At 65.8% G+C, this 22808-nt stretch carries 20 protein-coding genes; 6 read left to right on the top strand and 14 right to left on the bottom strand.

Annotation, left to right across the window (positions count from 1 at the left end; translation table 11 throughout):
* The first annotated feature begins 176 nt into the window (after positions 1 to 176).
* Both A7X65_RS31455 and A7X65_RS31460 read left to right on the top strand, forming a co-directional pair.
* Positions 177 to 1613 carry an MBOAT family O-acyltransferase gene (locus tag A7X65_RS31455; RefSeq protein ID WP_063692679.1) on the top strand — a complete coding sequence of 479 codons (1437 nt, stop codon included), beginning with the start codon at positions 177 to 179 and terminating at the stop codon, positions 1611 to 1613.
* On the top strand, positions 1613 to 2716 hold the full coding sequence (locus A7X65_RS31460) for a hypothetical protein (RefSeq protein ID WP_063692681.1): 1104 nt from the start codon (positions 1613 to 1615) through the stop codon (positions 2714 to 2716). The genes A7X65_RS31455 and A7X65_RS31460 overlap by 1 nt, the downstream gene beginning before the upstream one ends.
* 161 nt (positions 2717 to 2877) lie before the next feature.
* Here A7X65_RS31460 and A7X65_RS31465 read toward each other — a convergent pair whose 3' ends face one another.
* The 3 genes from A7X65_RS31465 to A7X65_RS31475 all read right to left on the bottom strand — a co-directional run bounded on the left by A7X65_RS31465 (position 2878) and on the right by A7X65_RS31475 (position 6925).
* Positions 2878 to 4065 carry a pyridoxal-phosphate-dependent aminotransferase family protein gene (locus tag A7X65_RS31465; protein ID WP_063692683.1) on the bottom strand — a complete coding sequence of 396 codons (1188 nt, stop codon included), beginning with the start codon at positions 4063 to 4065 and terminating at the stop codon, positions 2878 to 2880.
* 101 nt (positions 4066 to 4166) lie between these two features.
* Positions 4167 to 4892 carry a thermonuclease family protein gene (locus tag A7X65_RS31470; protein WP_063692685.1) on the bottom strand — a complete coding sequence of 242 codons (726 nt, stop codon included), beginning with the start codon at positions 4890 to 4892 and terminating at the stop codon, positions 4167 to 4169.
* Positions 4893 to 5197: 305 nt separating this feature from the next.
* Positions 5198 to 6925: a hypothetical protein gene (locus tag A7X65_RS31475; protein WP_063692686.1), complete on the bottom strand. Its 1728-nt coding sequence runs from the start codon at positions 6923 to 6925 to the stop codon at positions 5198 to 5200.
* A gap of 424 nt (positions 6926 to 7349) precedes the next feature.
* Between A7X65_RS31475 and A7X65_RS31480 the strand changes: the two genes are divergently transcribed.
* Entirely contained in the window at positions 7350 to 8198 is an 849-nt protein-coding gene (locus tag A7X65_RS31480; protein WP_063692688.1) for a caspase family protein, read from the top strand.
* 290 nt (positions 8199 to 8488) lie between these two features.
* Here A7X65_RS31480 and A7X65_RS31485 read toward each other — a convergent pair whose 3' ends face one another.
* From A7X65_RS31485 to A7X65_RS42895, 4 genes are all read right to left on the bottom strand, one after another.
* Positions 8489 to 9379: an efflux RND transporter periplasmic adaptor subunit gene (locus A7X65_RS31485; protein WP_063692690.1), complete on the bottom strand. Its 891-nt coding sequence runs from the start codon at positions 9377 to 9379 to the stop codon at positions 8489 to 8491.
* A gap of 282 nt (positions 9380 to 9661) precedes the next feature.
* Positions 9662 to 10786 carry a lactonase family protein gene (locus tag A7X65_RS31490; RefSeq protein ID WP_063692692.1) on the bottom strand — a complete coding sequence of 375 codons (1125 nt, stop codon included), beginning with the start codon at positions 10784 to 10786 and terminating at the stop codon, positions 9662 to 9664.
* A 128-nt stretch (positions 10787 to 10914) separates the two neighbouring features.
* The gene (locus tag A7X65_RS43055) at positions 10915 to 11052 is read right to left on the bottom strand and encodes a hypothetical protein (protein ID WP_156528289.1); all 138 of its coding nucleotides are present in this window, start codon (positions 11050 to 11052) and stop codon (positions 10915 to 10917) included.
* Between the two features lie 85 nt (positions 11053 to 11137).
* A complete protein-coding gene (locus A7X65_RS42895) occupies positions 11138 to 11398 on the bottom strand; it encodes a hypothetical protein (RefSeq protein WP_063692694.1) in 261 nt (86 codons plus the stop codon).
* A gap of 72 nt (positions 11399 to 11470) precedes the next feature.
* Between A7X65_RS42895 and A7X65_RS43660 the strand changes: the two genes are divergently transcribed.
* Complete coding sequence (locus A7X65_RS43660) at positions 11471 to 11593, top strand: hypothetical protein (RefSeq protein ID WP_283806187.1); 123 nt, start codon at positions 11471 to 11473, stop codon at positions 11591 to 11593.
* A 171-nt stretch (positions 11594 to 11764) separates the two neighbouring features.
* Here the strand turns inward: A7X65_RS43660 and A7X65_RS31500 are convergent, their stop codons facing one another.
* From A7X65_RS31500 to A7X65_RS31515, 4 genes are all read right to left on the bottom strand, one after another.
* A complete protein-coding gene (locus tag A7X65_RS31500; RefSeq protein ID WP_063692696.1) occupies positions 11765 to 13462 on the bottom strand; it encodes a GMC family oxidoreductase in 1698 nt (565 codons plus the stop codon).
* Between the two features lie 159 nt (positions 13463 to 13621).
* A complete protein-coding gene (locus A7X65_RS31505; RefSeq protein WP_063692698.1) occupies positions 13622 to 13882 on the bottom strand; it encodes a hypothetical protein in 261 nt (86 codons plus the stop codon).
* 52 nt (positions 13883 to 13934) lie between these two features.
* On the bottom strand, positions 13935 to 16598 hold the full coding sequence (locus A7X65_RS31510; protein ID WP_063692700.1) for a bifunctional diguanylate cyclase/phosphodiesterase: 2664 nt from the start codon (positions 16596 to 16598) through the stop codon (positions 13935 to 13937).
* A 251-nt stretch (positions 16599 to 16849) separates the two neighbouring features.
* Positions 16850 to 17542, bottom strand: coding sequence for a hypothetical protein (locus A7X65_RS31515; protein WP_063692702.1), 693 nt, complete (start codon positions 17540 to 17542; stop codon positions 16850 to 16852).
* Positions 17543 to 17724: 182 nt separating this feature from the next.
* On the opposite strand from A7X65_RS31515, the gene A7X65_RS31520 reads away from it, so the two are divergent.
* Together A7X65_RS31520 and A7X65_RS31525 are read left to right on the top strand one after the other, a co-directional pair.
* A complete protein-coding gene (locus tag A7X65_RS31520; protein ID WP_063692704.1) occupies positions 17725 to 18750 on the top strand; it encodes a LysM peptidoglycan-binding domain-containing protein in 1026 nt (341 codons plus the stop codon).
* A gap of 146 nt (positions 18751 to 18896) precedes the next feature.
* Entirely contained in the window at positions 18897 to 20165 is a 1269-nt protein-coding gene (locus A7X65_RS31525; RefSeq protein WP_063692705.1) for a Spy/CpxP family protein refolding chaperone, read from the top strand.
* Between the two features lie 21 nt (positions 20166 to 20186).
* Here A7X65_RS31525 and A7X65_RS31530 read toward each other — a convergent pair whose 3' ends face one another.
* Genes A7X65_RS31530 through A7X65_RS31540 form a run of 3 tightly spaced genes read right to left on the bottom strand, consistent with a single transcriptional unit; the run spans position 20187 to position 22799 of the window.
* Positions 20187 to 21230, bottom strand: a complete 1044-nt coding sequence (locus tag A7X65_RS31530; protein ID WP_208608633.1) for a uroporphyrinogen decarboxylase family protein — start codon at positions 21228 to 21230, stop codon at positions 20187 to 20189.
* A gap of 36 nt (positions 21231 to 21266) precedes the next feature.
* Positions 21267 to 22136 carry a fumarylacetoacetate hydrolase family protein gene (locus tag A7X65_RS31535; protein ID WP_063692706.1) on the bottom strand — a complete coding sequence of 290 codons (870 nt, stop codon included), beginning with the start codon at positions 22134 to 22136 and terminating at the stop codon, positions 21267 to 21269.
* Between the two features lie 3 nt (positions 22137 to 22139).
* Positions 22140 to 22799 carry a polysaccharide deacetylase family protein gene (locus A7X65_RS31540; protein ID WP_063692707.1) on the bottom strand — a complete coding sequence of 220 codons (660 nt, stop codon included), beginning with the start codon at positions 22797 to 22799 and terminating at the stop codon, positions 22140 to 22142.
* Positions 22800 to 22808: the final 9 nt, after the last annotated feature.

The raw sequence follows: 22808 nt of genomic DNA on the forward strand, positions 1-22808 counted from the left end.
CGTAAGAACGGGGAGAGGGAGAAGAAGGGCCGCCGCCTTGTTCGCGCGTTCCCTTATATCGTCCCGTTTCCACGAATTGCCAGCGTGGCAGTTCCCAGGGCTGCGCCAAGTCGCCGGGTTGTTGAACCGCCCCTTGTATGCTTTAGGGGCAATACCCCCGCCGCCGGTCCAGCACGATGCTGTTCAATTCCTACCCGTTCATCCTGCTGTTCCTGCCGGCCGCACTCGCTGGCTATTTCTGGCTTGGGCGGCGCAGCAATCTGACGCCGGTGATCTGGCTGGCGCTGGCCTCGCTGACCTTTTACGCGATCGGCAACTGGCAGTTCGTGGCCCTGCTGCTGCTCTCGATCGCCTTCAACTATGGCGTCGGTCATCTCCTGATCGTGGCTAAGCTCGGCCCGTCGCAGCGCAAGGCCGCGCTCATTCTCGGTGTCGCCGGCGATCTCCTCGTGCTCGGCATCTTCAAATATGCCGGCTTTGCCACCGAGAACGTCAACGCGCTCTTCGGCACGCATCTCGCGGTTCACATCCTGCTGCCGGTCGGCATCTCCTTCTACACGTTCACGCAGATCGCGTTCCTGGTGGATGCGTATCGCGGCCAGGTCGCGGCCTATGCGCTGCCGCACTACGCGCTGTTCGTGACCTACTTTCCGCATCTGATCGCGGGGCCGATCCTCCACCACAAGGACATGATCCCGCAATTCGAGCAGGAGGAGGCGAAGCATCCGCATGCGCATCTGATCCTGTGCGGGATCGTGATCTTCGCGATCGGCCTGTTCAAGAAGACCTGCCTCGCCGACGGCATCCAGCCCCTGGTCGCGCTCGCCTTCGAGGCGCGATCGCCGAGCTTCGACCAGGCCTGGCTCGGTGCGCTCGCCTACACGTTCCAGCTCTATTTCGACTTCTCCGGCTATTCCGACATGGCGATCGGCATATCGCTGATGTTCGGCATCTTCCTGCCCGTCAACTTCAATTCGCCCTACAAGGCGACCAGCATTGTCGAGTTCTGGCGCCGCTGGCACATGACCTTGTCGCAGTTCCTGCGCGACTATCTTTACATCCCGCTCGGCGGCAACAGGCGCGGCCGCGTGCTGCGCTATGTCAATCTGATGCTCACGATGCTGCTCGGCGGGCTCTGGCACGGCGCGGCCTGGACCTTCGTCGTGTGGGGCGCGCTGCACGGCGCCTATCTCTGCGTCAACCATGCCTTCAACGCGCTGATGCCGAACGTTCCTCCGCTGCTGGCGCGCCCGGGCCGCGTGATCGGAGCCGTGCTGACGTTCCTCGCGGTCGTCATCGCCTGGGTGTTCTTCCGCGCCGAGAGCGTCACCTGGGCGCTGCGGGTGCTCCACGCCATGGCGGATCCCGCGACGATCGTGTTCGGCCGCGAGGAGATCGCAGCGCTGGTGCAGGTCGCGATCTATGCCGCGCTGGTGTGGTTGGCGCCGAACACGCAGCAGATCATGGGCTACGATCACGCGAGCCGCCGTGTCGGCGAGAGCTTGCCGGCAGGGCGCATGCGGCCGCTGGTGCTCTCCGCGGCCTCGCTGGTGCTCGCCTTCGGCATTCTGGGCATCCAGAGCCACAGCGAATTCATCTATTTCCGGTTCTGATGCGCGGATCATTCACCAGCCTGAAGCGTCTTCTCCTCGCCAGCTTGGTGTGCCTGCTGGGCGCGGCAGTGCTCACCTACGCCGTCGATCCCCTGCAACTGTTTCGTCCTTCGCCGCAGGCGTTCTATTCCGACGACACGCGGGTGCAGAATGCCGGGCTGATCCGCAGCCAGTCGTTCGACACCGCCTTCATGGGCACCTCCCTCGCGATCCATTTCCGCCAGAGCGACATCGACCGCGCGCTCGGCGTCCAGTCGCTGAAGCTGGCGATGACCGGCTCCAATTCGCGCCAGCAGGCCTTCGTGCTGGATCAGGCGATCGGCCGCGGCGCAAAGCGCGTGATCTGGGCGATGGACGATTTCATCTTTGTCGATGCCGCCGACATCGAGGCCGATCCCTATCTGTCCGTCGATCTCTATCGCGGGACGGCGAGGGGGATCGCGTCCTACCTGTTCAGCGCGGCGATGGCGAAGGAATCCCTGTTTTCATTGCTGCGGTCCGTTCCGCCGCTGCAGCAGCCGCTGGCGCGCGCGGCGCCCTATCTTCCCGTCAAGTTCGCGCTGGATGACGTCGACGACATCTACGCGCTGCCGCGCGATTTCGACATTGCGCGCGACTACAATGCGAGCAGGACGCTCGCCGCCTTCGCCTATATCACGAGCCCGGTGCGCAGCCGTTTCCTCGGCGAAGGCTATGGCTATGAGGCCATGGTCCGGCATTTCGAGCAGGATGCCGTCGGCCTGATCACGCGCCATCCGGACGTGAGCTTCGACATCTACTTCCCGCCCTACTCGATCCTGCAATTCGTCGCGATGCGCGATGCTTCGCCGCAGACGCTGAAGATCGTGACGGACCTCACCGCGCATATCGCCGAGCGCCTGACCAAGCTTCCCAACGTCCGCCTGCATGATTTCCGCGCGATCAAGTCGGTGACGCACGACCTGAACAATTACAGCGACGTCATCCACCATTCGCCGCTGATCGATGCAAAGGTGCTGGGATGGCTGGCGAGCGGAGAATATCGCGTCGATCCGAAGACGCCGACCGCGTCGCTGGATGAGCTGAAGGCGCAGGTCGAGGCGTATCGGGTGCCGCAACCGTAACCAAACATTCCGATGTCGTCCAGGCGAAGGCCGGGACCCATAACCCCAGGGAGGAGTTTGGCGGAGACTCGCAGTGAAGGAATCTGAGCGCGGTACGGCGACCGCGCCCTAACGACAGATCACGCGGTATGGGTCCCGGCCTTCGCCGGGACGACAGTGATTTACGCCGCCACTTCCTCGCCGAGATACGACACCGCGGCTTCCAGCCCGCCCTTGCCGTGCGGGATCTTCAGCGCGTTGAGGGCGATCTCGACCACGCCCAGCGTGCCGAGCAGCATCGGCGCATTGACATGGCCCATATGGGCGATGCGGAAGGCCTGGCCGGAGAGATCGCCGATGCCGGTGCCGAGCACGACGCCGCACTTGTCCTTGCAATAGCGCTGCAGCACCGCGGGGTCGTGGCCGTTGCTCATGGTCACCGTGGTCACGGTGTTGGAGCGCTCGCTGGCCTCGGCGACGTTGAAGCCGAGCACCTGGCCTTCGGACCACATCGCAACCGCGCGCCGCGCGGCTTCGCCGAGCAGGCTGTGGCGGCGGAAGGCGTTCTCCAGCCCCTCCTCGTGCAGGAGGTCGATCGCCTTGCGCAGCGCGAACAGCAGATGCACCGGCGCGGTGCCGGCATATTTGCGATAGTTCTCGGTGCCCTCGCGCTCGCTCCAGCTCCAATAGGGCGTCGACATGTTCGCCTTCTTGTGCACTTCGAGCGCGCGCGCATTGGCGGCGACGAAGCCGAGGCCGGGCGGCGTCATCAGGCCCTTCTGCGAGCCGGACATCGCAACGTCCACGCCCCATTTGTCCATCTCGAACGGCATGCAGCCGAGCGAGGCGACAGTGTCGACCATGTAGAGCGCGGGATGGCCGCTGGCCTTGATCGCCTTGCCGATCGCCTCGATGTCGTTCTGCACGCCTGAAGCCGTGTCGACTTGGACGACGACGACGGCCTTGATCTTGTGCTCGGTGTCGCGGCGCAGGCGTTCCTCGACCTCGTGCGGCCGCACCGCGCGGCGCCAGTCGCCCTTGAGCACCTCGACCTCGGCGCCCATCAGCGCCGCTGCATTGCCCCAGCCGATCGCGAAGCGTCCGCTCTCCAGCACCAGCACCTTGTCGCCGCGCGACAAGACGTTGCTCAAAGCGGCTTCCCAGGCGCCGTGACCGTTGGCGATGTAGATGTAGGACTTGCCCTTGGTGGCGAACAATTTCGAGATGTCACCGAGCAGGCTCTCGGTCAGATCGAGCATCTCCTTGGAGTAGATGTCGATCGCCGGACGATGCATCGCCCGCAGCACTTCGTCGGGCATCGTGGTGGGCCCGGGGATGGCCAGAAATTCCCGGCCCGCGCGAACGGTCATTGCTATTGGTCCTTGTTGCTGGTGGACAGGCGGTGGGTCGCTGAATCACACTTTTAAATGGCGCCGGAGCCTTAGAAAAGCACCCAAAACGCAGGTCTGGGTTATCGTTTGGTCTCGCGGCAGCCGGCGGCCTCCGCCTCCTCGACCGAGCAGAACCAGCGGGTGCCCTTGCTGATCTTCATCTTGATCTGGGTGTACCAGCGGCTGGTCGGCTGGTGATAGATGCATTCGCCGGCGCTGTTCACGTTGCCCTTGATGGTGCAGTCCGGCGATGGCGCGACCGGGCCCGAGGCCGAGGCGAGCAGCACGGCATGCGCGCCCTCCGGCGGCTTGGTGGCGCCCAATATCGCCGTCTTCTTGTTGCGCACGCGCCAGTCCCACGGTGCGATGAAGGCACCCTGCCACATCCCGGCCTTGGCCTCACGCGCGGCAACCTCGTCGGGTTCGTAATCCTTGGAGACGCGGGTGTAGGCAAGTGCCCAGCCGTTGCGCACCAGCCATTTCTGGATGTCCTCGCCGCCGACCTCGCAGCGCGCCACGGTGCGGCCGCGGCGGTCGATCGCGCGGGTATGGCAGACCCAGGTCTTGCCCTCGGCATATTTCGCGAGCTCGTCGCGGGCCGCGACGCCGCAGGTCCAGCGCTCGGTCTTGGTGTTGAGGCAGAGCTGGTCGACTGCCGGAGCGTCGATGCCGCCGAGCCGGATCCGCGTGTTGCCGATCACGACGGCGTCGCCGGCGCGGATCTTTGCCGTGCCGGTGATGTCGGCGGCCTCAGCCAGTGACGGCAGGGTGAGAATGGACAGCGCAATCAGGAATTTTCGCAACATGCCGGTCCGGGTGCTCGGGAAAATCTCGATAAGCCGCGCAATTGTGGTCGGCTTTTGTCTTTCCGGCCAGCTTATGCCTAACGATTGAGCTTTCAACTTCCTGTCATCTCGCGACGGTCTCTCCGCTCGTGTCCCGGACGCGGTGCGGCGTGGAGCGCCGCTCCGCAGAGCCGGGACCCAGTCCCGTAGGGTGGGTTAGCCCAGCAGATGCGCGAAGCGCATCTGCTCGGCGTAACCCACCAACGCCTCTTGCCGCGGATGCAGAAGTGGTGGGTTACGCCTTCGGCTAACCCACCCTACGACATCTACCCCCGCGCCATCGCGCGTTTCGCTACCGCCAGTCCCATCAGCACGAAGGCCGACGTCACCTCGGGGCCGCCGACCAGGATCCGCGTCGGGGTCTTCATCTTGTTCCACTCATAGGCACGGAACGGGCCGCGGCGGCCGCCTTCGCCAAGCCCGGCGACGATCACGTTCAGCGCCGGCGCGCAGGCGCGCGGGTCGGCGCCGAGATGGCCGAGCGCGATCAGCGCCAGCGCCGCGTCGAACACGTTCATCTCCGCGGCCATCAGCTCGCCCTTGACGTAGGACAGCACGCGATGGCGGATGAAATCGAAATCGCCGTTGGGATCGATCAGAGCCTGCGCCGCCAGCGGCAGCGCCAGGAACGCCGCATAGCAGCGGCCGAAATAGGCGCTGTAGAGTTCCGGCAGATAATAGATGTGCGAGCGCGGATTGGCGAAGGCACCGCTCGCTGCCAACCGCTTCTGGAAGCCGATGATCCGGTGCACGGTCGCGAGCCGCGCCGGTGTTTCCAATATTTTCCAGCGCGTCAGATTGCGAAAACTCACCTCGAGAATGTCGAGATTGAGTGTCGGGTCGAGATCGTTGCCATAGGGCCGTTCGCCCCTGAGATTGTCGATCCAGGTGGCGACGCCGCCCTCGTAGTCGATGTTGTCGTTGAGCGGCACGGTGACGCGCGGCTCGTTGATGCCGGCGCGCACCTGATAGCCGCTGTAGAAGTCGAGCAGCGGCTGGTCGATGATCGGATCGGTGCAGCCGGCCTGCGTCGCCGCGGAGATCGAGCACGCCGTGGTGTCGCAGTCAGGCACATAGACGCCGAAGCCGAGATCCTGCTTGATCTGTGCGAAGTAGCGCGAGAAGCGCGGATGCGGCGCCGGCGCGAGCGCCGTGATGACGTTGAAGCGTGCCCCGTCGATGCCTTCGACCTCTTCGCGGCTGATATTGACGCAGAAATCGACCATGTCGGCGATGGCGCGCTCGGCTCCGGTCTTGTCTGCTGCGGAGGCGAGCCCGGTCTCGACATAGCTCAGCAGCGCCTCGATGAAGAACGCATCGTAATAGGCCGAGCGGTGGCGGATCTGCACCGGCTCCCACATCGGCTCGGCAATGCCTTTCCAGGGCGGATTGACCACGGCGCGCGCGGGCGAGCGCGCGATGAAGACGCGCGCAAGGTTGAACAGCAGCGATGAATTCTTGTAGCCGCGCGCGTTCAGCCCGGTCAGCGCCATGATCAGCTCGCGGCCGCGGAAATCGGGATCGCCGATCAGGTTGAAGGCGGCATAGGTCGGCAGGAAGCCGTTCTTGCGATACGAGCCGAGCAGGTGCTGGGCGCAGTCGCGGATCACGCCGTCGATCTGCGCCTGCGGCGGCGCGGAGCCGGTGAACATTGCCGGCGGCGGCTTCGGATGGTCGAGCGCGATGCTGTCGACGAGCTCGGCGACGGGCTGGCCGACCGCGGCCCAGTCCGGCTCGCTCTCGTCGCGGGCCCGCACCAGTGCCTCGCGCAGCCGGGCGAGCTTCGCATCGTCGCGCAGCTCGGGCAGCCCGGCCCGGCGGAGCAGGATCCGCAATGCGGGATTGCCGAGCGCGGTCTTGTAGAACTTGGCCAGATGCGGATCGCCACTGGCGCTGGCCGCCAGCACGGGATCGCAGACCTCATAAAGAGAGGGGCCGTCCTTGCGCGCCGTCAGCGCCCGGCAGGCGGCGCCGGCAAAATAATGAAAGCTCATGAAATACCTGGTCGCGGGGCCCTGCCCAGGGAGCCGGCCGGCGCAGTCCCATCCGCGCCACCCCCAAGCAAGTCTTTGAAAAAGCTACCCGGATTCGCGGGAAATACAAATGTGATGATGGTCACAGAAATGGGCGGCCCAGGCGCCGCATATTGGGCACCGGAAGGCTACGGGGAATGCAAAAAAAGCGCGAGGTTGGCCTGGAGAATTAACTAATACATTCAGTAGCTTAGTTCAAATTTTGGGCAATCTATTGCCCGGGAGCCTATATCCGGTTAAGGGTTTGTTTGGTGCGGCGCCGCAAATTGCGCGCAATTCGGGGGCACTTCCCCGGCCAATCCCTCAAACCTAAAGACGCTATCGCGCTACTCAAACAGTGTGCGCGCGCTTGGCTGGTCTTTGGCACTGACAGGAATGAAGCGAGATGAATGTAAGGCAGCTCGACATTTCCCGGCGCACAATCGCGGTGGCGGCAGCCCTCATCGGTACGGTGTCCCTCGTGATCGGCGCCCATGCTGCTCTCAACATGCGCGCGCTCGATGCCGCCAAGGCCGTGACGACCGACCAGGTCACCGGCTCGATCGGCCAGACCTCGCGCCTCGCCCTTGTTATCGGCAATGGCCATTATCCCGACGCCAGCGCGCCGCTGACGCAGTCGATCAACGACGCCCGCGCGCTGTCCTCGAGCCTGCGCAAGAACGGCTTTGACGTCGACATGGTGGAAGACGCGACCAAGGACGACATGGTCCGCGCGGTCAACCGCCTGAAGTCCCGGATCAAGCGCGACACCGTCGTCATGCTGTTCTTCGGCGGCTTCGGCGTGCAGGCCGGCCGCGAAAGCTACATGCTGCCGGTCGATGCCGCGATCTGGAAGGAAAGCGACGTCCGCCGCCAGGGCGTGTCCATCGAGGGCGTTCTCGAGATGATGAAGGAGCAGGGCGCCAAGGCCAAGCTCGTCGTCGTCGATGCGTCCCGCCGTAATCCCTACGAGCGCCGCTTCCGCTCCTACAGCCACGGTCTCGCGCCGATCAGCGCGCCCGACAATGCGCTGATCCTCTCCTCAGCCTCGCCCGGCAAGGTCGTCGACGACGGCAAGGGCGAGCACAGCGTGCTGATCGGCGAGCTGCTCGGCAACCTCAATGCGCAGGGCAGCGCCGAGAGCGTCTTCAACAAGACCCGCGTCGCGATTTCGCGCGCCTCCGAAGGCGACCAGGTCCCGACCGTGTCGTCCTCGCTGCTTGAAGACGTCCATTTCGGCGAAGCCGGCGGCTAGGTTTTTGCAGGCTTTGTAGGGTGGATTAGCCCGCGGCTGCGCGAAGCGCAGTCCGCCGGCGTAATCCACCGCTTCCCTCTCAGCGCGGAAAGCAAAGAGGTGGATTACGCCTTCGGCTAATCCACCCTACGAAGTGTGCGCTTGGCGCACCACTGCCCCCACATCGTCATTGCGAGCGCAGCGAAGCAATCCAGAATCTTTCCGCGGAAAGACTCTGGATTGCTTCGTCGCAAGGGCTCCTCGCAATGACGGCGTTGAGAGACCTTCGCTCGCAATGACGATTGCGGCTGCTACTTCGCCGCTTCCGCGGTCGCCATCGCCGGGCGCACGGGATCGCCTTCGCGCAGCAGCGCGCCGGCGCGGGCGACGACGACGTCGCCCTCGTTGAGGCCGTCACGGACCTCGATATTGCCGCCCGACATCAATCCGACCTCGACGCGCTTGGTCTCGACGCGGTTGCGGCGGATCACCTGCACCACGGTGCCGGCGGAGGAATATTGCACGGCGGTGAGCGGCACCGCGACGTTGCAGCTCTGGCCGGTCTTGATCAGCGCGCGTCCGCTCGCGTTCAGCAGCAGCCGCTTCTGCGAGGAGATGCCGATATAGACCATGCCCTGCTGGATGTTGGGCTCGACGGTCGGCCCGATCCGGCGAACCTTGCCGTCGAGATCGCCGGCGCCGGCGATACGCACGGTCGCCTGCTGGCCCACCGCGAGCTTGCGGATATCGGTGGTCGCGACCAGGCCCACGAGATCGTATTCGCTGCGCGCCACGATCGTGAACAGCGCCTCACCCTTGGCCGAGGCGAAATTGCCGATCTGCGCCGTGGACGTCGCGATCACGCCCGCCACGGGCGCCGTGACCTGAAGCGTGCCGCCTTCGGGCAGCGCGAGACGCGCCAGCACCTGGCCGGCCGTGATGGTGTCGCCGGCTTCCCCCAGCACTTCCGTCACCTTGAGGCCCGGACGTTCGGGCCGCACCGAGGTTTCCTCGCGCGCGATGATGGTGCCGGTGGCCTCGACGATGTCGGAGAAGCAGGATTTCGCGACCTTCAGCACCGTGACCGCGGGCCCCTTGGGCGCGTCGTCATCGGCGGCGCGCGCGAGCGGGGCGGACAGCATCAGCAGCCCGGTGAATGCAACGAGATGTCTGGAAAAGGAACGCGCAGGCAATGGACGCATCGGTCATTCCGGTTGGGGCCTTGACGGCCTCATCGATAGCAGAAGCGGCAGCAGTGGGCCATGGTCCGTCCGGACGAGAAATACCGCAGCGCCGGGCGGCGCGATGCCGCCCGTTGAATTAGTCTTTGGAAAGGCGGGAAGGTTCGCAGGTGCTCGGCACCTAACGAACTCGTCATGCCCGGGCCTGTCCCGGGCATCCACGTTCTTGGCGCCGTGCAAAGGTCGTGGATGGCCGGGACAAGCCCGGCCATGACGCGTGGAGGCGGCTGGGGAAGCGCCTCCTTACGGCAAGTTCACAAACTCCACCCAGTTCGGCTTCTTGCCGGTCGGATAGGATTTCAGCTTGGTGAGCGCGCCGCTCGATGGGTCGATCGCATAGACCGTCATGCCGTCGGAGAGCTCGCCGACCGCGGCGAGGTAGCGGCTGCTGGGATCGATGTTGAAGCCGCGCGGCTGCTTCTCGGTCGGCACGCTGCCGATCGTGGTCAGCTTGCCGCTGCTCGTATCGACCTTGTAGGCGGTGAGCGTGTTGGTGGTGCGCTCGGAGGCATAGAGGAAGCGGCCATCGGGCGTGATGTGGATGTCGGCGGCCCAGGGCTTGCCGGTGAAGCCTTCAGGCAATGCCGTGGTGCGCTGGATCTCGTCCCATGCGCCGCCCTTGGCTTCATAATTGAACGCGGCGACATCGCCGTTCAGCTCGTGGATCATGTAGACGAACTTGCCGTTGGGGTGGAACACGAAGTGCCGCGGTCCCGATTTCTCCGGCAGCTTGTACGCCTGCGGATCGTTCGGCGTGAGCGCGCCGGTGGTGGGCTCGAACGAAAAGCTCAGCACCTGGTCCGAGCCGAGATTGGTAGCGAACACGAAACGGTTGTCGGGCGAGGGCAGGAAGGCGTGCGCATTGAGCCCGGTCGGGATCACCTGCGTCGGTGCGGCCACCACGCCGTTCGCGCCAAGCGGATTGACCGCGACCTTGTTACCGCCATAGGAGGCGCTGAACAGCACCTTGCCGCCCCGATCGGTGGCGATGTTGGCCATGCTGTCGGCGAGCGGCCCGTTGCCGATGTGGCTGAGCTGGCCGGTCTTGGGGTCGATGGCGAAGCTCACCGCCTGGAACGGTTGCGAGCGCACGCCGGCAATCAGCACGCGGTGGTCGGGCGTGATCGCGAGCGGCGTCGAGGAGCCCGGCTTGTCCACGCCCGGGAAGGCGGCGGTCTGCACCGGTGTCATCTCGCCGTTCTCGGCCAGCTTGAACACGCTGATGTCGTTGCTGTCGGCGTTGCCGACATAGGCGAAGGTTTCGGCCATGCCGGCACGGGCTCCAAGGGTGAGAGCGAGAAAGGTGAGAGCAGTTGCGATCGCAGCGCGGGACGCTCCGGCTGCAAAGCGGTGGATCGGACTCGTCATGGGCGTTCTCCTCGGGGCCAATGCGGCGTTGTCGTTTTGCCGGAGAGGATAGCGGGCGGCACGTTGCCGCACCAAATTCCAGTTGAGATCGATCAATGCCGAAATTGCATCGGTTGCTGCGCGGGCGGCTAGTGCACGGCCGCCGTCAGATTGCGCGAGGGCAGATGCGGGCCGGCCGGGCGGTCCGGCGGCCCGAGCACGGTCCACACCGCGACTGCGACCAGCGCGCAGGTCAGAATGGTCCAGGCGACCAGCCGTTTTCGCATCAGGCCAAACCCCGTCCGTCGAATCCGTGCGGCGACGCACGCGGGTCATCGTGCACTGCAACCCGCGACCAACCTATGAACTCGTTCACAGGCGAAAACAGGGCAATGCAAACGAACCAATGCCGCGCGCCGGCATTGACCCGGCATGCCACGTGAAAATGATCTCGAAGGTAAGCCCGACATGGGCGGCAAGCATGGCGGTCAGGCCGGCCAGCCCAAGCCGCCGCCGCGCCCGCACGAAGGCCCGCGCGATGAGGATGTCGTGGCAAAGCGCCACACCGGTCAAACCGATCGCGCACCACCGCCGACCAAACCCAAATAGCGCCTCGTCTGCGCCGCGCTTCACATCGGGAACGGGCGCCTCATTCTGCCGTTACCTGATCCCGCGGGCGAAGGACACCAAAACGGAGGGTGGCACGTGTTTTGGATTTATTGGGACACAGCCTGGTCGATCATCATCAGCGGCATCATGTTCGCCACCATCGTCACGCATCCCGACTCCGAGTTCGTCGAGATCCAGGCGGCGAAGCAGGTGAAATAAGCCGGTTCAAGCCTTCGCCTTGAGTCCATAGGGTGGGTTAGCCGCCCACGCCCTCGCGCGTTCGACCGCAACCGGTGCAAGGCGTAACCCACCACGCTCCCGCGAACCTCTTGCGCACATGCCCGGCGGGCACGGCCCGCGCGAAGCGCGCGCCTTTGCCCGCCCCTCAGGTCACTGCACCATTGCCGCCGCGATCTTCTCCGCCGTCATCAGCACCGGGAAGTTGGTGTTGGCGCATGGCACCACCGGGAAGATCGAGGCGTCGACGACGCGCAAGCCCTGGATGCCCTTGACGCGGCCCTGGTTGTCCACCACCGCCATGGGATCGTCGGCCCGGCCCATGCGGCACGAGCAGGAGGCGTGCCACACGCCGATGGTCGCCTTGCGCACGAAGGCTTCCAGCGCCTCGTCGTCGTTCATCACCTGGTCGAAGGTAAACCCTTCGACCACGAAATTGTCGATCAGATAGTGACGCAGCGCCGCCGGCCCATCCATCAGCGTCGCGGCGACCTTGGTCAAAATCCTGTTCTTGGTGTTGACCACGCCGATCTTGCGGACCTTGTCGGTATAGGCGGCCGGGAACGGCTTGTCCGTCACCTTCTTCACGATGTCGCTCATCTGGATGGCCGCCATCTTGCGGAAGCCGTCCATCAGGCGCTCGAGATCGCGCCGGTCCGACAAGAGGTTGAACTCGACGATCGGCTCGGCCGTGGGGTCGCGCGCGGCAAGCTTGACCTGTCCGGTCTCCGAATAGGTCTTGTTGACGAAGGTCAGCAGCGAGCCGATCTGCTCTCCGACCGCATGCCAGGCGGACTTGCTGAGCAGGACGACGAACATGTCGCCCTTCGGCACGCCCGCGAGCCCGGACGAATAACGCAGGCCGAGCTGCATGTGGCGCCTGGTGTGCTCGTTCATGCGCGCGCCGCGGCGGACGAAGGACGACAGTGAGATCGAGGGATGATCCATCAGACGCTGGCCGACGCCCGGCAAGCCCATCAGCACGGGAATGCCCATATCCTTGAGATGGCCGACCGGGCCGATGCCGGCGCGCAGCAGATGCGCCGGCGAATGGATCGCGCCTGAGGAGAGAATGATCTCGCGCCCGCGGAATTCCTGTTCGCGCCCGTCGACCAGGGCCTTGACGCCGACGCATTGGGTGCCTTCGAACAGCAGCTCCCGCACCTGCGTGCCGGTGGAGATCGTCAGGTTCGCGCGCTTGCGCGTGTCGCGGTCGAGATAGCCCATCGCGGCCGAGACGCGCTGCTCCGACTGGTTGGAATGCGTCACCGGGAAATAGCCGTCGATGAACTCGCCGTTCTGGTCCGGCACGAATTGATGGCCGGCCTCGTGGAAGGCATCGGCAAACGCCTGCGAATGGCGCGTCCAGTGCTCCCTGGGAATTCTGCGGACCGGAATGCGGCCGTCCTTGCCGTGATAAGGCCCGTCGAAATCGAGGTCGCGCTCGACCTTCTTGAAGAAGGGCAGCACGTCGTTCCACGTCCATCCCTCGGCGCCGCGCGCGTCCCACTCGTCGTAGTCGGTCGGCGCGCCGCGATTGGCCATCTGGCCGTTGATCGACGATCCCCCGCCGAGCACGCGCGCCTGCTCGTATTTGCGCAAGGGCGGACGCGCTTCGTTCGGATTGTTGTGGCTGACGACCTGCGTCGTGACCTTGAGCTCGGTCCAGTGGAAGCGCGGATCGAAATAGGCCGTGCCCGGATAGCTGTCCCTGATCTCGGCGGGCTCGTTGCCGGGTGGCGTGTCCTGGCCGGCTTCGCACAGCAGGATCTTGTTGGCGCTCTTCGCGGAGAGCCGGTGGGCCAGCACGGACCCGGCCGAGCCGCCGCCCACGATGATGTAGTCGTACACGATTGCGCTTCCTCTTGTTCTTGCCGGAGGAAGGTAGCGTGCTTCTATTTCCAGGTCACCTCACCGCTTTCGCAATGCCCGCCTGCGCACGGCGTTCGCCTGCGCGGGAGGGGGCAATCGACGGCCATTGCAATCGTCGCCCTGCCCGAAGACCAGCCCCTATTGCAGGACTTTCGGCATCACCACGACGACATCGATCTGCTTGCCCAATACCCGCGATGCGAGCGCGGCGATCAGAGGCGAGTAGCCGTCCTCGATGTCGGAGGCGACATCCTCGTTCCGGGCGAAGGCGTAGAGCATCGTGCCCTCGATCTCGTCGAAGCGGATGCCTGCGAAGACGCGATCGAAGGTCTCGGCACCGACGATGCCTGCCGTCAGCGCCTGTATGGCGTGGTCCTGGATGCGTGTGAGCTTCATCATGCCGATGAGATATGGGACCTCCGCACGATTGCAAGGCGCGGAGGAAAAAGTCTCAGGCCGCTTCCGCCTGCTTCGACAGCAGTTGCTTCAGCTTCGCCGCCGGCACGGCCGGGCTGAACAGCCAGCCCTGCATCTGGCTGCATCCGAGCTGGCGCAGCACCTCGCGCTGGGCCTCGGTCTCGACGCCTTCCGCCGTCGTCGCCATGTGGCGGGCGGCGGCCATGTGGACCACGGCCTGCACGATCGGCGAGGAATCCTCGGACTGGCCGATGTCGCTGATGAAGCTGCGGTCGATCTTGATCTTGTCGAACGGGAAGCGGTGCAGATAGCTCAGCGAGGAATAGCCGGTGCCGAAATCGTCGAGCGCGATGCGCACGCCGAGCTCGCGCAGCTGCTGCAGGATCGTCAGCGCCTCCTCGTCGTCGCGGATCAGGACGGTCTCGGTGACCTCGAGCTCGAGCCGGCCGGGCACGAGGCCCGATTCCGCAAGCGCGGCGGCGACCTTCAGCGCCAGCGACCGCGACCGGAATTGCACCGGCGAGACGTTGACGGCCACATGGATGTTGCCGGGCCAGCTCGCGGCCTCGTGGCAGGCCTGCTTCAGCACCCATTCCCCGATCTCGCCGATCAGGCCGGTGTCTTCCGCGACCGGGATGAAATCCGCCGGCGAGACCATGCCGCGCTCGGGATGGCGCCAGCGCAGCAGCGCCTCGCAGCCGGTGACGACGTCGGCGGCGAGGTCGACCAGCGGCTGGTAGTGCACCTCGAATTCGCCGCGGGCGAGCGCCTGCCGCAGATCAAGCTCGAGCTGGCGGCGCTGCCGCGCCTTGGCATCGTATTCGGGCGCGAAGATGCGGAAGGTGCCGCGGCCCTCGGACTTGGCGGCATACATCGCGAGATCGGCGCGCTTGAGCAGGTCGTCGAGGTTGTCGCCATGGTCCGGCGCGATCGCGATGCCGATGCTGGCGTCGGTCAGGACCTCCTGGCCCATGCAGTCCACGGGCGCGCGCAGCGCATTGAGGATCGTGTCCGCCAGCGCCGTCAACGCGGCCTGGTCGCTCGTGCCGGCTTTCACGATGGCGAATTCGTCGCCGCCGAGCCGCGCCACAAGATCGTTGCCGCTGACGCAGGCGCGCAGACGGTTCGCGACCTGGCGCAGCAGCTCGTCGCCGACCTCGTGTCCCAGCGAATCGTTGACGCCCTTGAACTCGTCGACGTCGATATAGAGGATCGCAAACGGCTTGCCCTGCGCGAGCTCGGCGACCCGGCGCTCCAGATGGCCGCGCATCAGCACGCGGTTGGGCAAATCGGTCAGCGCGTCGTAATGCGCCATGTGCGCGATACGTTCGTCGGCGCGGATGCGCTCGGTGACGTCGTCATGGGTGGCGAGCCAGCCGCCGGCGGCACCGGGCTGGTTCTTGATCTCGATCAGGCGGCCGTCGGCGGTTTCGACGATCGCGCTCTGGGTAAGGCCGACACTGCTCAGGATGCCGTCGCAATAGGAATCGACGTCGCCCTCGAACGAGCCGGTGTCGTGGCGGTGCTGGATCACATCGCGGAAATAGGCGCCGGGCTTCACGACTCCCGCGGAGAGGCCATACATCTCGACGTAGCGGCGATTGCAGACGATGAGCCGCTCGTCCTGATCGAACATCAGGAGGCCCTGCGTCATCGTGTTCATCGCGGTGTCGAGCCGCTGCTTCTCGACCGAGAGGCGGTGCGTCATCTGGCGGAAGATCAGGAACAGCGTCAGCACCAGGAGGCCGATCGACGTCACGGCGACGGTGACGAAGAATTTCGTTTGCGTGCGCCAGGTCGCGAGCGTGGCGTCCAGCGACTTGGTCGCGACCACGACCAGCGGCTCTCCGGTCAGCATGCGCGAGGCGATGATGCGGTCCTTGCCGTCGATCGGGCTTGCGATCTGCGTCGTGACGAAGGTGCGCTGGAACACGGCCATCTGCTCGGGCGAGCCGGTCCGGAAATTCTGCCCGATCATCGCCGTGACATGCGGAAAGCGCGCCAGGAGCTGGCCGTTCTGGTGGTGCATCGCGATCGAGGATTCCTCGCCGAGCCCGCTCGAGGCGAAGAAGGATTCGAGTTGGGCCGGCGCGATCGCGCGCGAGACGACGCCGAGGAATTCGCCGCGCGGGCCGGAGACGCGCCGCGCGAACACGATGGCAAAGCCGTCACCGAACCGGCCGGGCACGACCTCGACCTCTTCCTGCGAAGCCGGATCGTTCTTGAGGCGGTTGAAATAGCCGCGGTCGGCGACCGAGATGTCGGCGACCGGCCAGCGCCGCGACGAATTGATCAGGGTGCCGTTGGCATCGAACACGTTGGCGCCGGCAACGTCGGACCAGCCGCTGGCCTTGTTGCGCAGCACCTCGTGCATGGCGAGCGTGCCCATCTCGCTGCGGAACACATCCGCGGAGGCGATGCCGTGGCCTTCGAGTTCCGCGATGATGCTCTTCTGCAGCACCGCGAAATCCTCGAACTCGCGGTCGAAATGGCGGGCGAGCAGCCGCACCGAATTTTCCAGGCTGTCGCGGCCGCTCTCGATCGCGTTCTGGCGGAAGCGGTCGACGGTGAGTCCGGTGCCGATGGCGGTCGCGGCCATCAGCACGAAGCCGCCGACGATCAGCCATGTCAGCGGCGCGCCGCGCCAGCGGCGCAGCAGCGCGCGCATCCGCGCGGTCCATCGGATCGATGTGCCCATCCAGCCCTCCCGTGGGATGCAAGATGCATCAAAACCGACAAGACCCCGTTACCACGAAGGGTTAGGAAAATATGAATCGGAACGGAATCAGTGGGTTGGTTCCGACGGGCGGAACGCGCCGAGACCGCAGGGTGGGTTAGCCCCGGGCTGCGCGAAGCGCAGTCCCTTGGCGTAACTCACCTCTTCAATCTCCGCGGCGGCAGAAATGGTGGGTAGCGCCAGTCCCGTAGGCCGGTGTTACGAGGTGGCACTCATCGCTTGATCTCCCAGTTCAACGCCTGCGCGTTGCTCTTGGCGAACATCTTGGGCACGTCGAACTTGCCGGTCTGGAGGTCATAGCGGCATTTCCAATCCGCCAATCCCTTCACCGCGACGTTCTTCGGATGCTTGTCCATCTCGCCGGAGAGTGAGATCAGCAGATAGCGGTTGTTGGGCCAGTCGACGCCGAGCCAGCGATAGCCATCTTCGGTGCCCTTCATCAGGTTGGCCGAGATGTGATAGTCGAGCTTCATGCTCCTGGTGTCGGGCCGGCTGTGGAAGTAGTCCCAGGCGAGATCGCTGAGCGACTTCTTCGTCGCGTTCACGAAGGCGCCGTTCTCGACATGATAGAGGAACAGGTCCTGCTCGCCCGAGCCGGTCTTCTGCATGCGCACCAGCCATTGCGAGTCGCTGGTGAAGCGGAAGCCGGCGCCGTAGCCCTGCTCGGGCTTCAGCTCCGTCATCTGGTCGCCGCGGCGCGCCCAGACCTGCCATTTGACGTCCCAGTCGCCGCCGTCCTTCATGTACTGCTCGAGCTTGGTGGCACCGTCGGGCGAGGTGAAGGCGAAGTCGGCATCGTCGGTGAGGACGAACCCCGGCGGCGGGCCGGAGGCCGCAAGCGCGGGCGTGGCGAGGAGTGTCAGGGCGAGCGCCAGCCATGGCGCGGTGCGAAAAGATGCGGTCATGGAAAATCCCTAAAATATAGCCGCGCGGCGGCCTCGCTCATTGGACGCCGAGGGGGCTGCGCGGGTTCATCCGGCACGCATGGCAACGATGGGCGATCATCCCTTCGGCCGACTTGCTGCCGTAACCAAATCGGCGCACTTTGCCGCCATCGGCTGATTTGCCAGCAAGGGTTCGACCTCAGATGATGACCGCAACCAAGGCCCTCATTGCGTTCTGCCTGCTCGCGGTGGTCGGCACCGTCCTTGTGATCGGTCCCACCGAGCTGCGCCGCCTGTTGCCGGGCGGAGCGGGCACCGAGATCGCCGTCGCCGCCAAGCCTGAAGCCAAGCCCGACGCCAACGCCATGGCGGCCGCGAAGCCCGAGGTGAAGCCTGAGACCAAAGCCGAAACGAAGCCGGAGCCGAAGCCTGCGGATCCGAAGCTCGCCGCGACCCAGCCCGAGCCCGCAGCGCCGAAGCCGGCGGAGCCGCTGGCCGAGACCCAGAAGCAGGTCACGGCCGCGCTCGCCGATCTGGCGCCGGTCAAGCCGGCGCCGGCGGTGGTGGATGCCGGTCCCAAGTTTGACGTCGCCCGCATCGACGATCACGGCGAGGCGGCGGTGATCGCGGGCCGGGCCGTGCCGGGGGCAAAGGTCGAGCTGCTGCGCGACGGTCAGCCGCTCGACACGGTCGTGGCCGACGCCTCGGGCCAGTTCGTCATGACGCCGCCGCAGCTTCCCGCCGGCAGCTATGAGCTGACGCTGCGCGCCAAGGCGCCCGACGGCACCGTGCTGCAGTCCAGCCGCACCATGCCGGTGACCATCGCCGCCGCGGCGCCGCCGCCCCCGCGCCCCGCGCCGGTCGCGAGGCAGGAGGCGAAGCCCGCCGAGAACGACAAATCGGATGTCGTGGCGTCCCTGCCTGCGCCACGGCTGGCTTCGGCGCCCGACAGGCCCGCGGCCCGGTCAAAGCCAAGAGCAATGGCGCGGGTGCCTGCGTCCACGACCGTCGCATCGGCCTCGCCGGCCGACGCGCTCAGCGCAGCGCCGGCCGAGGGGGGCAGCAGCCGCGTGATCTCCCGCGGCGACAGCCTGTGGGCGCTCAGCCGGCTCGCCTATGGCGACGGCGCCCGCTACGCGGTGATCTTCAACGCGAACCGTGGCAAGATCCACAATCCGAACCTGATCTATCCCGGCCAGACATTCGTGTTGCCGCAAAAGGCGCAATGACACCGCTTCGGCGCCGCCGGTTTACGTCCGCGACGCTTTGACCTGTCCGATTCCGGAACCTTTGGTTCCTCTGCGCGTCATCGTAAGTGCGACGCATTGCGCGCTTCGTGCGGGAGGAGGGCCATCAAGTGGCCAGATCGGCGGTCATGTCGGGACGCATGGGACTGGCGCTCGCCGGCGCAACTCTCCTGATTGCGACAGTGTTGCTGCCCGACAGGGCCGAGGCGCAGTTCGGACTGCGCGGCGGTCCGCTCGGCGTTGCCCGTTTCGCCGTCGGCCACGTGATCGGCATGTCGCGTTTGCGCCATTCCCGCATGGCGGTGCGCGGCGGCCGCTACCGCTCCGCCGCCTTGCGATCGCAGGATCCGCGCGGCGCCGAACGCGGGCAGGCTTATAACCCCTACGTCATCCGTGCGGCTCTCTCGGCGCAGGCTGCGCTCGCGGGCTGGCGCGGCGGCCGCGCCCCGCAGGGCTGGTGGCGTCACCCCGACGGCAGCTATGGCTGGGCCGGCCCGGTGTTCTGGCCGTTCGCGCATGACGATCTCGCCAATGCAATCATCTTCGCCGATACCACCGGCATCTCGCTGTACGGCTATGGCGACATCTATGCCGCGCTGTTCTCGCCCTATGCCGCGACCGAGCTCGCCGCCTACACCGCGCCGCAAGGCAGGCGCGCGCGCAAGATCCCGTCGGCGCAGAACATCTGCGATGTCAGCGATCCCGCCGGTTTCCCTGCGGATCTCATTGCCGCCACCGTGCAGCCCAACGAATTGCAGCGCGCCGCGCTCGACGAGGTCGTGAGCACTTGGCAGGAGGCTCGCGACAGCATCCGCGCGACCTGCCCGTCAGAGGTGCCTGCGACCGCAGCGGAGCGCCTCGGCCTGATGCGCGAGCGCCTCGCGGTGATGATCAGGGCGATGGACAATTTCGCGCCGCCGCTCGCGAAATTCGAGGGTCTCCTCGACGACCGCCAGAAGGTAAAGCTCGACGGGCTGGCCAAGGATCGCCGCGCTGCGCTCGCCGCGGGCCAGAAAAAGGATGCGCAGGCAGCATCGGCCTGCAACGCCGACAGCGATCCCCGCTATGACGAGAAGCTGCAGCGTCAGTACGAGCAGCTCGTGCAGCAGCAATGGCCCGTTGCCGACATGGCCACGACGCTCCGCCTCGACGAGACCGCGCGCGCCCGCCTCGATGTGCTCCAGGACACGACGCTCCGCACCATGCAGACGCTGAGCGCTTGCCCGGCCAAGCCCGCCGAGACGCCGCAGGCCCGCCTCACCGACGTGAAGGCGCGGTTGCAGACGATGCTCCAGGAGGTGAACGGCGTTGCCGATGCGCTCGACGATTTCGAGGCGGATTTGAGCGACGAGCAGAAGGCCGGCTTCGAGGCGATCGGGCCGAAGCGGGGCGCGTGACGCCGCCTTCCCTGGACGTCGTCAACCGATCTCCCGCCTGACCTTGGCCGCGGCGTCGCACATCGCCTTCAGCTTTCCGAATGCGGTGGCGCGGGGCATGTATTTCATGCCGCAATCCGGTGCGGGGACCAGACGATCCGGCGAGACATATTTCAGGCCGTTGCGAATGCGGTCGGCGACGGTGTCGACGCTCTCGATCGCGGGATCCGCAAGATCGAGCACGCCGAGCATGATCTTCTTGGACGACAGATCCCTGAGCACGCCGAGGTCGAGCTTCGGCTGCGCCGCCTCGATCGAGATCTGGTCGGCGATGGTGTCGTCGAGCTCGGCGAGAAAGGAATAGCCGGCCGGCTTGTTCGAGCCCGGCACGACGGCCGCATAGCCGAAGCAGAGATGCACGACCGTCGGCACCGTGATGCCCTGCAGCGCGCGGTTGATCGCCTTGACGGCATAGCGCTTGGCGAGGTCCGGATTGTTGCGCACCCAGGGCTCGTCGAGCTGGATCACGTCGGCGCCGGCCTTTTGCAGGTCGAGTGCCTCGGCATTGACGGCCTCGGCGAGCGCCATCGCGAGCTCCTCCTCGTCCTTGTAGAACTCGTTCTTGGCCTGCTGGCTCATGGTGAACGGGCCGGGAAGGGTGATCTTCGCCGCACGCTCCGTGTTCTTGCGCAGGAACTGCATGTCGTGCAGCTCGACCGGGCCTTTGCGCCGCACGGGCCCGACGACGCGTGGCACCGGCGTCTGCGTGTTGCCGGTGCGCGCCACGATCATCGCGGGATTGTCGCCGTCGATGCCGTCGAGCGCGGTGGCGAAGCGATTGGAATAGCTCTCACGGCGGATCTCGCCGTCGGTCACGATGTCGATGCCAGCGCGCTCCATGTCGCGGATCGCGACGATGGTGGCATCGTCCTGGGCTTCTTCCAGATGCTCCGCCGGCAGCCGCCACATGTCGTGCAGGCGGGTGCGCGGCACCACTTTCGACAGCATGGCGCGGTTCACCAGCCATTCCGGCTGCGGATAGCTGCCGACCACGGTGGTCGGCAGGATGTGGGTCGGCATGGGCATGGGGTTCTCCTTCTTGTTCTTGTTGAGCGCGCTTGTTCAGGCGGCGCGCGTTGCCGCGGCTGATGCCTCGTCCTTGACGGGATTGCGCAGGATGCCGATGCCGGAGATCTCGACTTCGACGATGTCGCCGCCCTTCATCCACAGCGGCGGGGTGCGATAGGCGCCGACGCCGCCGGTCGTGCCGGTGACGATCACGTCGCCGGGCACGAGCTCGGTGAAGGTCGAGCAATAGGCGATCAGGGCCTGGACGTCGAAAACGAGGTCGGAGATCGGCGCCTTCTGCACCTCGACGCCGTTGAGCCGGGTGATCAGCGTCTGCTTGGTGACGTCGGTCAGCTCGTCGGTGGTGACCATCCAGGGTCCGAAGCCGCCGGTGCCGGCAAAATTCTTGCCCGGCGCGAATTGCGAGGTGTGCCGCTGCCAGTCGCGGATGCTGCCGTCATTGTAGCAGGCGTAGCCGGCGACATGGCCGAGCGCAGCTTCGCGCGAGATGCGACGGCCGGCCTTGCCGATGATGACGGCCATCTCGCCTTCGAAATCGAAGCGCTCCGACTCCAGCGGCCGAATCATCGGCTGGCCATGACCGACCTGGCTGTTGGCGAAGCGGGTGAAGATCATCGGATGCGCCGGCGTCGGATGGCCGCTCTCGGCCAGATGCGTGGCGTAGTTGACGCCGATGCAGAAGATCTTGTCGGGATCGGGCACGGTGGGCAGCAGCGCGACGGCCGCAAGCGCATGGTCGGGCGTCTCGCCTGCGAGTTTCTTCAGCTCGTCCAGCGATCCCTTCGCCAGCAACGCCTTCAGCGTCGGATAGGCCTTCAGGCGCCTGCCGGCATCGATGACACCCTTGTCGGTGACGATGCCGTAGCTCGCCGTGCCCGCGATGGTGAAGCTTGCGACTTTCATGGGTCAAACACTCTCTTCGATGGAGGAAACATAGTCGTCGATCGGAAGCGCGATATCGCCGTTGCGGATCGGAACGCAGGCCGGCGGGAAGTCCTGGCGGAAGCGGGCGCCGGCCGCGTCCGCGCTGTCGAGAAAGCGTTCGAGATGAGCCATCGCGCCGGTCGGCAAATCGTGCAGCACCATCAGCGTCCAGGGCTGCCGGCCGCACTGATCGAGCGCGCGCTCGGTCCAGCCGTCCGGGTCGTCCCAGTCGCGCGGAATCGAATTCCACAGCACGCAGCTGTGTTTCTTGCCGGTGAGGTAGTCGACGACGGATGGCTTGAGCAGTCGCTTGTCGAGATTGCCGCCGCCGCCGAACGGCCGGAACCAGCGCTGGGGATGCGCGAGATCGCCGATCGCGTCCTGTGTGCGGCCGATCTCGCGCTCGGCGGTGTCGCGCCCGGACTGCGCGCCAAGCGGAATGCTGTGCGTAAAGGTGTGATTGCCGATCCAGTGCCCCTCGCCATGGGCGCGCGCCGCAAGTCGGCGCCGTTCGGGATCGACAAGCTTCTCGCCGATGACGAAGAAGGTGGTCTTGATCCCGCGCGTGGCCAGGATGTCGAGCACGCGCGGCGTCACGTCGGGGTCGGGGCCGTTATCGAATGTCAGCGTCAGATCGTACACGTGCCTAAC

The organism is Bradyrhizobium stylosanthis, from assembly GCF_001641335.1.
GTDB classification, from domain to species: Bacteria; Pseudomonadota; Alphaproteobacteria; order Rhizobiales; family Xanthobacteraceae; genus Bradyrhizobium; species Bradyrhizobium stylosanthis.

Excerpts from the sequence above, each read along its gene's own strand:
- A7X65_RS31455 (WP_063692679.1), top strand. The coding sequence starts at position 177 with ATGCTGTTCAATTCCTACCCGTTCATCCTGCTGTTCCTGCCGGCCGCA.
- A7X65_RS31460 (WP_063692681.1), top strand. The coding sequence starts at position 1,613 with ATGCGCGGATCATTCACCAGCCTGAAGCGTCTTCTCCTCGCCAGCTTG.
- A7X65_RS31465 (WP_063692683.1), bottom strand. The coding sequence starts at position 4,065 with ATGACCGTTCGCGCGGGCCGGGAATTTCTGGCCATCCCCGGGCCCACC.
- A7X65_RS31470 (WP_063692685.1), bottom strand. The coding sequence starts at position 4,892 with ATGTTGCGAAAATTCCTGATTGCGCTGTCCATTCTCACCCTGCCGTCA.
- A7X65_RS31475 (WP_063692686.1), bottom strand. The coding sequence starts at position 6,925 with ATGAGCTTTCATTATTTTGCCGGCGCCGCCTGCCGGGCGCTGACGGCG.
- A7X65_RS31480 (WP_063692688.1), top strand. The coding sequence starts at position 7,350 with ATGAATGTAAGGCAGCTCGACATTTCCCGGCGCACAATCGCGGTGGCG.
- A7X65_RS31485 (WP_063692690.1), bottom strand. The coding sequence starts at position 9,379 with ATGCGTCCATTGCCTGCGCGTTCCTTTTCCAGACATCTCGTTGCATTC.
- A7X65_RS31490 (WP_063692692.1), bottom strand. The coding sequence starts at position 10,786 with ATGACGAGTCCGATCCACCGCTTTGCAGCCGGAGCGTCCCGCGCTGCG.
- A7X65_RS43055 (WP_156528289.1), bottom strand. The coding sequence starts at position 11,052 with ATGCGAAAACGGCTGGTCGCCTGGACCATTCTGACCTGCGCGCTGGTC.
- A7X65_RS31505 (WP_063692698.1), bottom strand. The coding sequence starts at position 13,882 with ATGATGAAGCTCACACGCATCCAGGACCACGCCATACAGGCGCTGACG.
- A7X65_RS31510 (WP_063692700.1), bottom strand. The coding sequence starts at position 16,598 with ATGGGCACATCGATCCGATGGACCGCGCGGATGCGCGCGCTGCTGCGC.
- A7X65_RS31515 (WP_063692702.1), bottom strand. The coding sequence starts at position 17,542 with ATGACCGCATCTTTTCGCACCGCGCCATGGCTGGCGCTCGCCCTGACA.
- A7X65_RS31520 (WP_063692704.1), top strand. The coding sequence starts at position 17,725 with ATGATGACCGCAACCAAGGCCCTCATTGCGTTCTGCCTGCTCGCGGTG.
- A7X65_RS31525 (WP_063692705.1), top strand. The coding sequence starts at position 18,897 with ATGTCGGGACGCATGGGACTGGCGCTCGCCGGCGCAACTCTCCTGATT.
- A7X65_RS31530 (WP_208608633.1), bottom strand. The coding sequence starts at position 21,230 with ATGCCCATGCCGACCCACATCCTGCCGACCACCGTGGTCGGCAGCTAT.
- A7X65_RS31535 (WP_063692706.1), bottom strand. The coding sequence starts at position 22,136 with ATGAAAGTCGCAAGCTTCACCATCGCGGGCACGGCGAGCTACGGCATC.